We start from the raw sequence: 15,092 nt of genomic DNA on the forward strand, positions 1-15,092 counted from the left end.
CATTCCCTGCTGGTTCGACTCCGTTATTTGACAATGGTTCTTCTGTCAAAGAAGTACCAAATGTTGGTAAGTTCGAAGTGGATGCAGATGGTAAGGTGACCTTTACTCCAGACAAACAATTCAAGGGTGAAACACCGGAACTCGAATTAACTCGTGTGGATGCCAACGGTACTCCTATCACCGTCAAATATCAAGCAGTAGTGAAAGAAGTGATTCCAACTGGCACCAATGCGACTAGCACTGGTCCTCAAGGTGTTCCACAAACTGGTACACCAACTTTCCAAGGTGGTGATCCATTAGTTCCAATTGATGAAACCGTTGAGCCGACCTTTGAAGATGGAAGCAAGAAGAAGACCATTCCAGGTCAAGGAACCTACACGATTGCTCCAGATGGTGCAGTGACTTTCACGCCAGACAAGCAATTTGTGGGTAAACCAGATCCAATCACTGTGAAGCGAGTGGATAAGAACGGTACACCAGTGATAGCGACATACAGTCCAGAGTATACTAAGGTAACTCCGACTGGTACTGGCACTAAGACAGAAGGCTTGCAAGGCCAAGTTCAAGAAGGTAAAGTGACCTTCACCCCTGGTCACGATTCAGTTCCATTCCCTGCTGGTTCGACTCCGTTATTTGACAATGGTTCTTCTGTCAAAGAAGTGCCGAATGTTGGAAAATTCGAAGTGGATGCAGACGGCAAGGTTACTTTCACTCCAGACAAACAATTCAAGGGAGAAACACCGGAACTCGAATTGACTCGGACTGATGCGAATGGAACTCCAGTAACCGTCAAATATCAAGCAGTAGTGAAAGAAGTAACTCCAACTGGTACTAGTGCAACGAGCACAGGTCCTCAAGGTGTTCCACAAACTGGCACCCCAATTTTTGCGGGTGGTGACCCACTAGTTCCAATTGATGAAACCGTAGGGGCAAGCTTCGCAGACGGCAACAAGGAAAAAGTGATTCCAGGTCAAGGAACTTACACGATTGCCCCAGATGGCTCAGTGACCTTCACTCCAGACAAGCAATTTGTAGGTAAACCAGATTCAGTTACCGTTAAGAGAGTGGACAAGAATGGTACTCCAGTCACTGCAACTTACAGTCCAGAGTTTGTTAAGGTAACTCCAACTGGTAAAGATGCTTCCTCTACAAATATCAAAGGCCATGTTCAAACTGGAAAACCTGTCTTCGAAGCAGGTGATCCACTGGTTTCAATTGATGAGACGATTGCACCAAGTTTCGAAGACGGAAGCAAGGAAAAGAATATTCCGGGTCAGGGAACTTATACTATCGCACCAGATGGAACAGTCACTTTCACTCCAGATTCTGATTTCCTTGGTCAGGGTACTGGTGTAACTCTTGTCCGTCGCGATAAGAATGGCACCTCAGTGACGGCTCGCTATATTCCGACCGTGGTTGCACCATCAACTAGCAAGGATAGTGTATCTAGCGGCCGCAAGGGCCAAGCTCAAACGGGCACTCCAACTTTTGAAGGGGCGATTGATCAGGCAGTAGCACCTACCTTTGCGGACGGTAGCACGGAAAAGGTTGTCCCAGGTGAGGGAACTTATCGTTTCAATATGCTGGGAGCAGTGACCTTTGTGCCGGAAGCTGATTTTGTCGGAACTGCCAGTGGAGTCGTCGTGAAGCGTTCAGATATTTATGGCAATGCCGTGACGGCTACCTATACCCCAACTGTTTTGGGAAGCACTGCCACAGAAGATACCGGCAGCACCGGTCTCAAAGGCCAGCCGCAGACTGGTAAACCAATCTTTGAAGGCGATGTGGATCCAACTGTTCCGCCAACTTTCGAGGATGGAAGTACTGAAAAGGTTGTTCCAGGCCAAGGTACCTACACGATTGCGCCAGATGGCACTGTAACCTTTGTACCAGAAACGGGCTTTGTCGGTCAAGCTGATGGTGTGACAGTGATTCGCAAAGACCGCAATGGTCAAACTATTTCAGCGGTTTACGTTCCAACTGTGACAGAAAATCCTGTTCAGCCAGAGCGGACGATTACACCTGCACCGCCATCACTTTCTAAGAGTGCGGGTGCAAAATCCCTTCCTAAGACTGGTACAGAAGAAACCTCATACTTAGCAGCAAGCTTGCTTGCGGGAGTATCAGGTTTGGGACTGCTTGGCTTAGAGAATAGAAAGAAAAAGTCTGAAGACTAACATAGGCTTGAAGAAATTCCGTTAATAAACTAGAAGAATTTCGGAAAAGCTCAAAAATAGGTAGAACTTATGTTCTACCTGTTTTTTTTAACAAAAAATTGTTGGAATTAATAGAAAGAATAGAAAGCTTCAGCTAGCTAATGACCGTCCTGCTCCTAAGTCAGTTTGATAGTTAAAGAGGGTAACTTTATATCTTCATGCTTTTAATTTTCTCTTCATCTGGTGTGACGCGCAAGGTTTTCTGGCCCGTATAGGTGACAAATCCTGGCTTTCCACCGGTTGGTTTGTTGAGCTTTCTAGTCTCAATCATATCTACTTGGACCAGATTGGAGAGTCTGGCTTTGGAAAAATAGGCTGCTAACTCGGCAGCGTCTGTCTTGACTTCATCGCTAGGTTGGAGGTTGCCAGTAATCACCACATGACTACCTGGAATATCCTTGGCGTGAAACCAAAGCTCGTCCTTCTTGGCCATCTTAAACGTCAGCTCGTCATTTTGTAGATTATTTCGTCCAACTAGGATAATAGTTTGGCCATCTGTTGCCAAATATTTCTCCGGTTTCTGTCTTTTCTGGATTTTCTCTCTTTGGCGTCGGCGGATAAAGCCAGTCTGGATTAGTTCCTCCCGAATTTCTGCAATTTCAGTCAGGCTGGCCTGAGCAAGGGCAGTTTCCACGCTCTCTAGGTAGAGAATCGTAGCCCGAGTCTCCTCAATCAAGCTGGTCAGATGTTTGACGGCTTCCTTGAGCTTCTGGTAACGTTTGAAATAGCGCTGGGCATTTTGGTTGGGGGTTAGGGCCTTATCAAGCGAGATAATAATCTTCTCACCTGTATAGTAATTATCCAACTCAACCTGGTCCTGATCGTTAGGTACCTGATGGAGAAAGGTAGTTAAGAGCTCCCCTTTTTGACGGAATTCCTCTGCATTCTCCGTTGCTAGAAGTTCTTCCTCTTGCTTGACCAGTTTTTTTCGGTTCTTTTCCAACTCATTTTCTACTCGACGAATCAGTTCGCTAGCCTGCTGGTTGACTCGATCTCGCTCAGCCTTGTCCTTATAGAAAGTGTCCAAAAGCTCGGATAGCGTGGACATTTGGGTCTTACTGTCGGAAAATAGCAGAGCAGAGAAGGATTTTTCGGTCAGGCTAGGCTGAGTCGGACTAGAAAAAAATGCTCGGAAAGTTTTGAGCTTGTCAGCTGCCAGACGGCCACTGAGTTCAGTAGCTGTATCCCGCCCCAATCCCTGAAAAATTTGCTGCAAGCGTTTGGGCTCTAAGTCTTCAGTATGTAAGATTTCAAAGAGCTTTTCATCACCCACAGTGAAAGGATTGAGACTGCCAGTCTGAGGTGGTGCAACATAGGTTGAGCCCGGCAGGATCGTTCGATAGCTATTTTGAGAAAATCCGACATGTTTGATGGCTTCAATAATCTTACCGCTAGCCTTGTCCAAGAGAATGATGTTGCTGTGCTTGCCCATGATTTCGATGACCAGAGTCACAGCCACGCTGTCACCGATTTCGTTCTTATTGGAGACGCTGATTTCCAAAATCCTGTCATTCTCGACTTGCTGGATTGCTTCAATAACAGCGCCCTGCAGGTATTTGCGCATCACCATGATAAAGGTATTGGGAACAGCTGGATTTTCAAACGTGGTATCTGTCAGCTGGACGCGCCCAAATACCGAGTGGGCTGATAGGAGCAGCTTGTGGCTTTGGCGGTTGCTGCGAATCTGTAAAACCAGCTCCTGTTCAAAGGGCTGATTAATTTTCTGGATGCGGCCGCCCAGCAGTTCGCGGCGCAGCTCCTCTGTCATGTGGTGTAAAAAAAATCCGTCGAAAGACATGTTTTTCTCCTTGAAAGTTGCTAAAGAAGATTATAACAAAAAACCAAGCCAAAAGCTTCTAAATTTTTTGAAAAAAATTTTTAAATAAATTAAATGATTTTTATATAAAAATTGTTAATATAGTAGTGAGAAGGAATTTAAATATAGATGGAGCTAGAATGTTTGAAGATTATATTTTAATTCAAAAGATAAAAAATGGAGACCAAAATGCGTGGGAAAGGGTGATTGAGAAGTATTATCACTCTATCTATTTTTACTGTGTACGCAGATGTTATGGTAATGTCCAGTTAGCAGCAGATTTGACGCAAGATATTTTTCTTAAAGTGATAGAAAATATCAAAAACTATCGTTTTACAGGGAAATTTTACAATTATCTCTTCACAATTGCTGTTCATCATTGCAATAACTATTATAAAAAGAAAGAAATAGAAAAAGTTGAATTCAACGAAAGTGTTTTATCTTCTCACGAAAGTGATGGTATGAGAAATTTAGTAGTTAACGAAGAAAATAAGGTAATTCAACACGCCTTAAATCAGTTGTCAAATCCGCAAAGAGAGGCTATTATTTTGAGATATTACCATGATTTAAAGGTTAAGGATATAGCAAAGATTACAGGTGTAGGTGTTCCAACTGCACAGTCCCGAATTCATCAAGGGCTTGTAAAACTATCAAAGTTCTTAGATAAAGAGGCATTTACTTATGACGAAAAAAGTTATTGAACGTTTAAAAAATTATCAATTAGAAGTTGATGAATCTAGAAAAAAAGAGATTCTTTTACTCGGTGTTGCTCATCTGAAAAGTCAGAAAAAGAGGATTTCTTATCTGGAATTCGCTCTTTTTACTATTCGGTTTATTAGTTTAAAAACTTGGTTGATTCAGTTCGCAGTATTAGGAATCAGTTTATTAGTTATATTAAACAATCCGCTCGGTCTCGTTTATACTCTAATAAAAAATTTGACAGGATTGCTAATAATCTCTCTACTTTTCTTTATGGAAGAATTATTTAAAAGTTTTACATCTGGAATGTGGGAATTAGAGCAAACTTTCAAGTACGATTTACGCCAGCATGTATTAGTGAAACTCTTTATTTTTGGCTTCATTGATTTTCTGATTGTTCTGAGTTTTTCTATATTAACAAACTTACTCTTCAGATTTTCTTTTTTTAGTATGTTACTGTATTTGTTAGTCCCCTATAATATTGTTTGTATTGTTTTGTTTTATTCTCTCTCTCGTTGGAGAAATTCTGGCAATCATCGTAGTGCATGGTTCGTTTTGGGTATGGCTCTTTCAATTCTATTTGTAGCTTTGAATCTATTCAATCCTTATCGTATGGCTGTTATATATTGGTTCCTAACTTATTTAATGTCTCTTTTGATTCTCGCACTTTTGTTCTTTAAACAATTAAAAAAATTGACAGCAGGAGGAATGTGGAATGGAACTCACTCTTAAAAACATTAAAAAAGAATATGGAAACAAGTTGGTATTAGATTATGTTTCCATTTCATTAAAACCAGGACTTTACGGACTTTTAGGTTCGAATGGCTCAGGAAAGACGACGCTTTTTCGGATTATTTGTGGTCTCATGAAGCCTACTCAGGGAGCTGTTTTCTTTAACGGAAAGAATATAGTTAATCAAGCAGAAAATTTTAGAGATATTTTAGGTTTTTTACCTCAGGATTTTCGATATTATCGAGACTTTACTGCTAGAAATTTTCTACTCTATATTGCCTCTTTAAAAGGGTTGAGTCGAAAAAATGCTTCTACAACAAGCGATGAATTATTAGAGTTGGTTGGCTTATCTGCTATCAAAAATAAAAAAATTAGAAAACTTTCTGGTGGAATGAAGCAGAGATTAGGAATTGCACAAGCTCTCTTAAACGATCCTCAAGTCCTTGTGTTAGATGAGCCAACAGTTGGACTAGATCCTAAAGAACGGGTTAAATTCCGAAAGTTATTAAGTAGTTTATCAAAGGAAAAAATCATTCTTTTATCGACCCATATTGTATCAGATGTCGAAAGTATCGCTGACGAAATTTTGATTTTAAAAAATGGGCGTTTACGAGATAGAGGAACGGTTAATCAATTAGTTTCTGAAATATCTGACAAGGTTTGGGAATGTGAAGTAACAGAATGTAAGGCTAATAAATTAGAAGAGACCTTTCTTGTGAGCAATCGCCGCCAGGATGGTCAACATATCGTGATGAGAATTGTTTCTGAACAAGCTCCAATCTCGAAGGCTTCCTTGGTTAGCCCAACTTTAGAAGATTTGTATCTCTATTATTTTAGAGAGGAGATGCAGGATGAAGACACTTACTAGATTTGAATTTCAAAAAATTTTAAAGAACAAAACGATTTTGGGAAGTTTAGTTGCAAGTTTATTTCTACTTGCTGGTATTTTTTTCATAGGCTATCATTATTCTCAGTATCAATTTGCAGCGAGAGATAATGTTGCACATGGCTATTCCAAAGATATTGAACAGAGTTATAGAGGGGAGTTTACAGATGATAAAATTCGAGGGATTATAGCAGACGATCTCAAAAAATTTCAAGAGAGAGAACTTTCTGATGATGGAAGTTGGAAAGAAAAAGGAGAACCTTGGCTTTTTCACCCATTTTATCTCTTTACAGAACAGATAAGCAACGTATTCGTCAAAGATGCTCGTCATCTTTATGAAAAACAGATGGAGCGTGTGAAAAAAGGAAAAATGCTGACGATTGAAGACATAGAAGTACGCAGCATTAAAGACCTTGGTTTTAAAGAGTTTGGTAAACCTCTAAAAATTGGTAATTATGCTCCTTGGCTTGATTTATATAAAGTTCAGGGAAATGTTTCCATTTTAGTTTCTTTTCTAGTCATTTTAGTTTGTTCTCTGATTTTTTCAGACGATAAGGCAAAAAATATGAATCAAGTATTGCTGACAACTAAATATGGACGCGATAGACTAATAAAAGCCAAGATTGGAGTGGCTTTTCTCTTGACTATTGTACTATTTATAGTTTTCCAAATGGTCACTTATTTTGTATTTTCTAGTATGTATGATACTAGTGGATGGAGTTCTAGTATTCAGACTAACTTAGATTTGAGGTTATTCAGTTTTCCATTGGAGTGGAATCATCTACAAGTTTACTTTTGGTTTTTGTGCTTACAATTTACAGGGCTTCTTTTTACAGCGGGAGTAACATTATTGATGTCCTCTCTGCTGAACTCTCCTTTGTCTGTCTTGTCATTTTCTATTAGTCTTTATTTGTTGCCTTATTTTTTAGCTCAGATTTTTCGAGAAGGACTTGCTCAAAAACTACTTTATCTTTTTCCAATCAATCAGCAGTCAGTGGGAAAACTATTAGGACTGTTTGCTTCGAATAAGGAATATTTTTTTCAAGATTTTATCATAAATAGTCTCTTCGTTTTTAGTTTTCTAATCGGTTTGGCTTTTGCATTGAAGATAATATCTTATTTCCATGCTAAAAATTGGAAATTTGCTTGAGTAGTCAAATCTGAACATTTTATAAAAATTTTCAAAAAGGTCTTGACATCCTTTCAGGAAAAACTTAAAATATAGGAAATTAGAAAAGTAGTAGATGAATTTGTTTTTAGCGAGCTTGTGGTTGGTGGAAATGAGCAGCAAATCTTTATGAAATTGGGCTAATTGATAAAATGAATTTGAAACAATAAGAATTCGGTGGGCACACCTTACAGTGCAGCTTGTTTGATGACAAGATAGAGACATGGGGAATATTAGCTATTTTCCATAATTGAGGTGGCACCGCGATTTTCGCCCTCACACAGAATACCTGTGTGAGGTTTTTTGTTGCTTATTATAAAAAAACAAGGAGAATTGCCTATGTTTAAACGATGGCGTCCCTAGGGATTAAACAGAAAAAATATAAAACATAGAAATGGAGAAAGAACATGAAAAACAAACGATTAATCACTATCTTAGGCCTTCTGGCCGTTTTGGCAATCGGTGGGATTGTCTATTCTAGCTTGAGCGGAAAGACCAACGCCCCTAAGACTGGTGACGACAGTCAAACAGTCAAGGTTGGCGTGCTACAGTATGTTAGCCACCCTTCGCTGGATTTGATTTACAAAGGGATCCAGGATGGTCTGGCTGAGGAAGGCTATAAAGGCGACAAGATTAAGATTGACTTTATGAATGCTGAGGGCGATCAGAGTAAGGTTTCTACTATGAGCAAGCAGCTGGTCTCCAATGACAATGATGTGCTGATTGGGATTGCGACTCCATCTGCCCAAGGACTGGCTGCAGCTACTAAGGACAAGCCTATTGTCATGGGAGCTATCACAGATCCAGTTGGAGCAAACCTAGTGAAAAATCTGGACAAGCCGGGGGGCAATATCACGGGTGTCTCTGACCGTAATCCAGCTAAGCAACAACTAGAGCTGATTAAAAAATTGACTCCAGATGTAAAAACTATCGGTGCGCTCTACTCTAGCAGCGAAGACAACTCCAAAGCTCAGGTGGAAGAGTTCAAAAAATTGGCTGAAGAGGCAGGCTACAAGGTAGAGGAATACTCTGTTCCTTCAACCAATGAAATTGCTTCAACCATGAATGTCATGACTGGCAAGGTTGATGCTATATGGATTCCAATTGACAATACCATTGCTTCAGCTTTTGCGACAGTTGTGTCCAGCAATAAAGAAGCTAAGAAACCAATTTATCCAAGTGCGACAGCCATGGTAGAAGAAGGAGGCCTTGCCTCTGTTGTTGTAGACCAGTATGACCTAGGTGTTGCGACTGGGAAAATGGCTGCTAAAGTCCTTAAAGGTGCTAAACCTGCTGACACTGCAGTAGATATTTTCGACACAGGTAAATCTGTAATCAATACTAAAAATGCCAAAGAACTTGGCATTACTGTACCAGAAGATGTTCTGAAAGAAGCAGGACAAGTGATTAAATAGAAAGAAGGAAGGAAGTCTGTTGTTTGACAGGCTTCTTTTTCTTGATGGTCTCTTCTTGTAAATTCTTTAACTGAGCTTGCGAAATGTTTAGAAATCTGTTAGAATGAAATATAACTAAATAGCAATCCGCAAGATCAGTAACCTAGGGGAAGTTTAACAGGGAGGGGAGCCATCGACTGAAAGCTCTCTAGATGAAAGCTAGGTGAATTCACTTGCTCTAGGATTGATAAGTAAGGTCTGGCTTGCCAGATAAAAAACGGATGGTACCGCGTGTCAACGCTCCGCTTATGGAGATTGGCGCGCTTTTTATTTTGGAGGGAAAATGACGAAAACGATTGAAGAACAACTAAAAAGCCTGCGTGAAGAGACTTTAGCTTCTCTTAAGCAGCTCAAGGCTGAGAATCAAAAAGAACTGCAGGACTTGCGTGTAGCTGTCTTAGGTAAGAAGGGTTCGCTGACTGAAGTCCTGAAAGGGATGAAAGATATTTCAGCTGAAATGCGGCCGATTATCGGGAAGCATGTCAATGAAGCGCGTGATATTCTGACAGCGGCCTTTGAAAAGACTGCACAAGAGATGGAAGAGCAATTAGTCGCTCTGAAACTGGCTGAGGAATCCTTGGATGTGACCTTGCCTGGCCGTCAGATTCCGGTTGGGAACCGTCATATTCTTAGCCAAACTAGTGAAGAAATTGAAGATATCTTCATCGGGATGGGCTATCAGGTCGTGGATGGCTTTGAAGTGGAAAAGGACTATTACAACTTTGAGCGGATGAATCTGCCTAAGGACCACCCAGCACGGGATATGCAGGACACTTTCTACATTACAGAGGAGATCCTGCTCAGAACCCACACTAGTCCGGTACAGGCGCGAGCTATGGACGCTCATGACTTTTCTAAAGGGCCACTCAAGATGATCTCACCAGGGCGCGTTTTCCGTCGGGATACCGATGATGCGACTCACTCCCACCAGTTCCATCAGATTGAAGGCTTGGTCGTTGGTGAAAATATTTCCATGGCAAACCTGCAAGGAACGCTGCAGCTAATTGTCCAGAAGATGTTCGGCCAAGATCGTAGTATCCGTCTGCGTCCGTCTTACTTCCCATTCACAGAGCCGTCTGTTGAAGTGGATGTTTCCTGCTTCAAGTGTGGCGGAGCCGGCTGTAATGTCTGCAAGAAGACTGGCTGGATTGAGATTATGGGAGCTGGTATGGTGCATCCACGAGTACTGGAAATGAGCGGCATTGATGCAGAGAAATACTCTGGATTTGCCTTTGGTCTTGGTCAAGAACGGGTAGCTATGCTCCGCTACGGTATCAATGATATTCGTGGATTCTACCAAGGAGATATTCGTTTTTCTCAGCAGTTTAAGTAGAAACCTGTATTCATAGATGCAGCTTTTCTGAGAAAGGAGTGCAGTATGCTAGTCAGAGTCAAAAAAGAAGAAGCGAGCCTCCTGCGGGAGTTGGAGGTCGCAACATATCAAGAAACCTTTGGTCCATTTATCAAGGAAGCTGATATGGCTCATTATTTTGACAATGAGCTGTCGCTTGCGACTATCGAAAAGGAACTGGAAGATCCTGAGTCAGAGACTTATTTTGTTGTCAGAAACGGTGAAATTGCTGGTTTTCTCAAACTTAATTGGGGACAGGCTCAAACGGAGCAAGAACTGCCACAGGCCTTTGAGGTTCAGCGAATCTATGTCTTGAAAGCTTATCATAGTCAAGGCTTGGGCAAGGAAATGTTTGAATTTGCCATAGAAGAAGCCGAGAAACGAGGCTTTGACTGGGTCTGGCTGGGCGTCTGGGAAAAGAATTTTAGAGCTCAAGATTTTTACTTCAAATACGGCTTTGAAAAATTCAGCCAGCACGACTATATCACTGGCGAGACAGTAGATACCGACTGGCTACTGCGCAAGAAATTGAAATAAAAGACAAAATATAGTGAGGAAATGAATAGAACCTAAAATTTGGTTGGTCAAGTTTCTCAGAGATAGAATAGAGAAAGGAATTGAACCCGGGCTAAAAACTCGAAAAAAGATAGATTTGCGATCATTCGTCGAATGCTTAGTTAATCTCCTGTTTTTCAGTCGTTTTTGACGCCCTTGGTATCTTAAATATGCTAGTAAGTTATAAGTGGTTAAAAGAGTTAGTAGACATTGATGTGGCGAGCGCTGAGCTGGCTGAGAAAATGTCAACAACAGGAATTGAAGTAGAAGGTGTGACTTCACCAGCTGCTGGCCTGTCAAAAATTGTCGTTGGCGAGGTGGTATCGTGTGAGGATGTTCCTGATACCCACCTGCATGTTTGTCAAGTCAATGTCGGAGAAGAGGAGAACCGTCAGATTGTCTGTGGTGCTCCGAATGTCTGTGAAGGCATCAAGGTCATGGTAGCTTTGCCAGGTGCTCGCATTGCGGACAATTATAAGATTAAAAAAGGAAAAATCCGTGGATTGGAGTCACTGGGTATGATCTGCTCTCTGGGTGAGCTAGGTATTTCTGATTCTGTTGTGCCAAAGGAATTTGCGGACGGCATTCAAATCCTGCCTGAAGAAGCAGTGCCGGGTGAGGAAGTCTTCTCTTATCTGGACTTGGACGATGAGATTATCGAGCTTTCTATCACGCCAAACCGGGCAGATGCTCTGTCTATGCGTGGGGTGGCTCATGAAGTGGCTGCAATCTATGACAAGTCAGTACATTTCAAAGATTTTCCGCTAGTGGAAAATGAAAAGCAGGCGGCTGACAGTCTTTCAGTAGCCCTTGAGACAGAGAAAGCCCCTTATTACGCGGCTCGTATCTTGGAAAATGTCACCATTGCCCCAAGTCCTCAGTGGCTGCAAAATCTCCTCATGAACGAAGGAATCCGTCCGATTAACAATGTAGTGGATGTGACCAACTACATCTTGCTCTACTTTGGTCAGCCTATGCATGCCTTTGATTTGGATACTTTTGAGGGTGACCAGATTGTTGTGCGGGAAGCGCGTGCTGGTGAAAAACTGGTGACACTTGACGGCGAAGAGCGGGAGCTGGAAGTCAGCGACCTAGTCATTACTGTGGCAGATAAGCCAGTGGCTTTGGCTGGTGTCATGGGCGGAGCAGCGACTGAAATTTCTGGTAAGTCCACTCGTGTTGTTCTGGAGGCAGCAGTCTTTGATGGTAAATCAATTCGCAAAACCAGCGGGAGACTTAACTTGCGCTCGGAATCATCTTCCCGCTTTGAAAAAGGCATCAATGTAGCAACTGTCAATGAAGCTTTGGATGCGGCAGCAAGTATGATTGCGGACTTGGCAGGTGCAACTGTTCAGGCTGGTATCGTATCTGCTGGTAGCTTAGACACTAGTGATGTAGAAGTGGTGTCCAGTCTCGCGGATGTCAACCGAGTTTTGGGAACAGATTTACTTTATACAGATATTGTGGATGTCTTCCGCAGACTTGGCTTTGGCTTGTCAGGAAATGCTGAACAGTTCACTGTCAGTGTCCCTCGCCGTCGCTGGGATATTTCAATTGAAGCGGATCTCTATGAAGAAATTGCCCGCATTTACGGCTATGACAAATTACCAGCTAGCCTGCCAAAAGATGACGGGACTGCTGGTGAATTGACTGCAACGCAGCAACTGCGCCGTCAAGTACGGACCTTGGCAGAGGGAGCTGGACTGACAGAAATCATCACCTATGCTTTGACGACGCCAGAAAAGGCGATTGAGTTCACTCTCAATCCTAGTAACCTGACTGAGCTCATGTGGCCGATGACAGTGGAGCGCTCTGTTCTTCGTCAGAACATGGTTTCTGGCATTTTGGACTCCCTAGCCTACAATGTGGCTCGTAAAAATAAGAATCTGGCCCTCTATGAGATTGGAAAAGTCTTTGAGCAGACCGGCAATCCTAAGGAAGAACTGCCAAATGAAATCAATAGCTTTGCCTTTGCTTTGACAGGTCTGGTTAATGAAAAAGATTTCCAGACCAAGCCAGTAGCAGTTGATTTTTTCTATGCCAAAGGAGTGGTAGAAGCACTCTTTGATAAGTTGGGCTTGACTGCTGAATACGAGGCTAACAGCCAGATTAAGAGCCTGCATCCTGGTCGGACTGCTTTGATCTCTATCAATGGACAGCCTGTCGGCTTTGTCGGCCAAGTCCATCCTGCGACAGCCAAGGCTTACGATATTCCTGAAACTTATGTGGCTGAGCTCAATCTGTCTGCTATCGAAGAGCAGCTCCAGCCAGCACAGCCATTTACAGAAATCACTAAATTCCCAGCTGTCAGCCGTGACGTGGCCCTCTTGCTCAAAGCTGAAATCACTCACCAAGAGGTCCTTGATGCAATCCAAGCAGCTAGTGTTAAGCGTTTGACAGATATTAAGCTCTTTGATATCTTCTCTGGTGACAAGCTGGGGGTTGGCCTCAAATCTATGGCCTACAGCCTGACTTTCCAAAATCCAGAAGCCAGCCTGACTGACGAAGAAGTGGCTAAATACATGGAAAAAATCGAAAAATCCCTGACCGAAAAACTCGGCGCAGAGGTACGTTAATGAACTATTCCCCAGTCATGTGATTGGGGATTTTGATTAATGCCCTTCGAAATCTTATTCTAATCATAGTTGATTTGCTTTCTATCTCGGCAAACTTATTACTGGGATGCGAGCAAAGATGTAGACGAAACGAGAAGTATTCGAAATTGAAAATCAGTAGGAAAATTAATCATGGAAAATTCAAACCAAATCTCCCAATGTCAGACTCTTTGGGCTAGAAATAAATATCTGGTTCTCAGTCATTCCAGTAAGATCTATCTGGAAATCCGCCAATATCTAAAAAGTGACTCGGTGGAAGCAGCACATGTTCAAGACTTGATTGACCAGGCGGTAGCCTTGCCTGAAAATCGCGGTCAGGTCAGCAATGCCTTTCAGCATATCTGGGGCTATTTTAAGAAAAAAGCCAGTACGACTGAAAAAGAAGATTTTATGCATCTTTTGCTTCGTTACCAATCCAATAAGGCTGAGCAGAAAGACTTGGTAAGAGCTGTAAGGGATCTGCTAGTCAAGTATCCTAATCCTTATCTGCAGAATTCCACTTTGTTATTTGGGGATGAGGTATGAAGCTCTGAAATCAAGGGGAAAGATTACTACTTTAGTAGCTTTGAGGGTTGTAGATGATAAGAATAATTTGTTGGGCTTACTAACAATATTATTTTGACTGTTTTTGATAAGGGCTTCACCTCGAGCAAAACGTGTCTTTAAGGTATGATTGGAGAAAAAATGTTTTTTACTTATCAGGGAAATAAATTATATTATAAAGTGATTGGTCAAGGAAAACCAGTCTTGGCAATTCATGGTTTGGGCTGTTCATCTGAATTGATGGAAGGATGTTTGGAACCTATTTTTGAGAAACATGCTGGCTATAAAAGAATTTATTTAGATTTGCCTGGCATGGGTAGGTCTGATGCTAATCCTGCTTTTGCAAGTACGGATGCGATTTTAGAGATGCTCCTGAACTTTATAGAAACTGTAATCGGCGGACACAGCTTTCTCTTAGCTGGAGAGTCTTATGGTGGTTATCTTGCTCGTGGAATTTTGGCTAAGAAAAGGTCGGAGATTGATGGTTTGCTACTTATTTGTCCAGTAGTTGTACCCAATCCGCAAGAAAGAATTCTTCCAAAAGACAGCCTGCTAATTAGAGAGGTAGGTTTTGATATAGCAGGCAAAAGCGAAGATTTCGTTGATTTAGCGATTTTACAGACTAAAGAAACTTATCAACGCTTTGAGAAAGAAATCCTAGCAGGGCTTCAGATGATGAATGCTCCCTTTGTCCAAAAGCTGCAAGAAAACTATTCTTTTTCGTTTGAAGTGGATCAAGAGCTACAGGAAAAGGGCTATGACAAGCCCAGCCTTTTTATAGCAGGAAAGCAGGATCAAGTCGTGGGCTTCCAGCAGTTAGCCCAGCTGTCTCGCTATTATCCAAGGGCAACTCATGCTGTAATGGATCTTGCTGGCCACAATGCACAGATAGATCAAGAGGCTCTCTTTACGGCCTTGGTTGAAAATTGGCTCAAGCGAATTGAACTTTCCTGATACTACATGATTTAATATATTGAACGGATGTAGATGAAACTGGAGTTCATCAAAGAAATCTAATTCAGCCCCAAATTGATTTTAAAATCATAGAAAAAAGCGG

At 41.9% G+C, this 15,092-nt stretch carries 12 protein-coding genes; 11 read left to right on the forward strand and 1 reads right to left on the reverse strand.

From position 1 onward, the window contains the following. A partial coding sequence (locus tag RP262_RS04320; RefSeq protein WP_399553054.1) for an Ig-like domain-containing protein occupies window positions 1-2,177 on the forward strand: 2,177 nt, incomplete at its 5' end. Between the two features lie 187 nt (window positions 2,178-2,364). Here RP262_RS04320 and fbpA read toward each other — a convergent pair. After that, window positions 2,365-4,014 (reverse strand): Rqc2 family fibronectin-binding protein FbpA, encoded by a 1,650-nt coding sequence (fbpA, locus tag RP262_RS04325; protein WP_125348495.1) that lies wholly within the window; start codon window positions 4,012-4,014, stop codon window positions 2,365-2,367. Between the two features lie 158 nt (window positions 4,015-4,172). Between fbpA and RP262_RS04330 the strand changes: the two genes are divergently transcribed. From RP262_RS04330 to RP262_RS04375, 10 genes are all read left to right on the forward strand, one after another. Beyond that, window positions 4,173-4,733: an RNA polymerase sigma factor gene (locus tag RP262_RS04330; protein WP_002904268.1), complete on the forward strand. Its 561-nt coding sequence runs from the start codon at window positions 4,173-4,175 to the stop codon at window positions 4,731-4,733. Continuing rightward, window positions 4,714-5,463: a beta-carotene 15,15'-monooxygenase gene (locus RP262_RS04335; protein ID WP_125348494.1), complete on the forward strand. Its 750-nt coding sequence runs from the start codon at window positions 4,714-4,716 to the stop codon at window positions 5,461-5,463. Before RP262_RS04330 ends, RP262_RS04335 begins: the two co-directional genes overlap by 20 nt. Continuing rightward, window positions 5,447-6,331: an ABC transporter ATP-binding protein gene (locus RP262_RS04340; RefSeq protein ID WP_125348493.1), complete on the forward strand. Its 885-nt coding sequence runs from the start codon at window positions 5,447-5,449 to the stop codon at window positions 6,329-6,331. Before RP262_RS04335 ends, RP262_RS04340 begins: the two co-directional genes overlap by 17 nt. Further along, window positions 6,315-7,499 carry an ABC transporter permease subunit gene (locus tag RP262_RS04345; protein ID WP_311154422.1) on the forward strand — a complete coding sequence of 395 codons (1,185 nt, stop codon included), beginning with the start codon at window positions 6,315-6,317 and terminating at the stop codon, window positions 7,497-7,499. Before RP262_RS04340 ends, RP262_RS04345 begins: the two co-directional genes overlap by 17 nt. Window positions 7,500-7,924: 425 nt before the next feature. Then, a complete protein-coding gene (trpX, locus tag RP262_RS04350) occupies window positions 7,925-8,932 on the forward strand; it encodes a tryptophan ABC transporter substrate-binding protein (protein WP_311154423.1) in 1,008 nt (335 codons plus the stop codon). A gap of 322 nt (window positions 8,933-9,254) precedes the next feature. After that, complete coding sequence (gene pheS / locus RP262_RS04355; protein WP_002904274.1) at window positions 9,255-10,304, forward strand: phenylalanine--tRNA ligase subunit alpha; 1,050 nt, start codon at window positions 9,255-9,257, stop codon at window positions 10,302-10,304. Window positions 10,305-10,349: 45 nt separating this feature from the next. Next, window positions 10,350-10,859 (forward strand): GNAT family N-acetyltransferase, encoded by a 510-nt coding sequence (locus RP262_RS04360; RefSeq protein ID WP_311154424.1) that lies wholly within the window; start codon window positions 10,350-10,352, stop codon window positions 10,857-10,859. Between the two features lie 188 nt (window positions 10,860-11,047). Beyond that, window positions 11,048-13,453, forward strand: coding sequence for a phenylalanine--tRNA ligase subunit beta (pheT, locus tag RP262_RS04365; protein ID WP_311154425.1), 2,406 nt, complete (start codon window positions 11,048-11,050; stop codon window positions 13,451-13,453). Window positions 13,454-13,624: 171 nt separating this feature from the next. Further along, window positions 13,625-14,017, forward strand: coding sequence for a YbgA family protein (locus tag RP262_RS04370; RefSeq protein ID WP_311154426.1), 393 nt, complete (start codon window positions 13,625-13,627; stop codon window positions 14,015-14,017). Window positions 14,018-14,161: 144 nt separating this feature from the next. Further along, on the forward strand, window positions 14,162-14,989 hold the full coding sequence (locus tag RP262_RS04375) for an alpha/beta hydrolase (RefSeq protein WP_311154427.1): 828 nt from the start codon (window positions 14,162-14,164) through the stop codon (window positions 14,987-14,989). Window positions 14,990-15,092 lie beyond the last annotated feature (103 nt).

This window comes from uncultured Streptococcus sp., assembly GCF_963456385.1.
In the GTDB taxonomy this organism is placed as follows: domain Bacteria; phylum Bacillota; class Bacilli; order Lactobacillales; family Streptococcaceae; genus Streptococcus.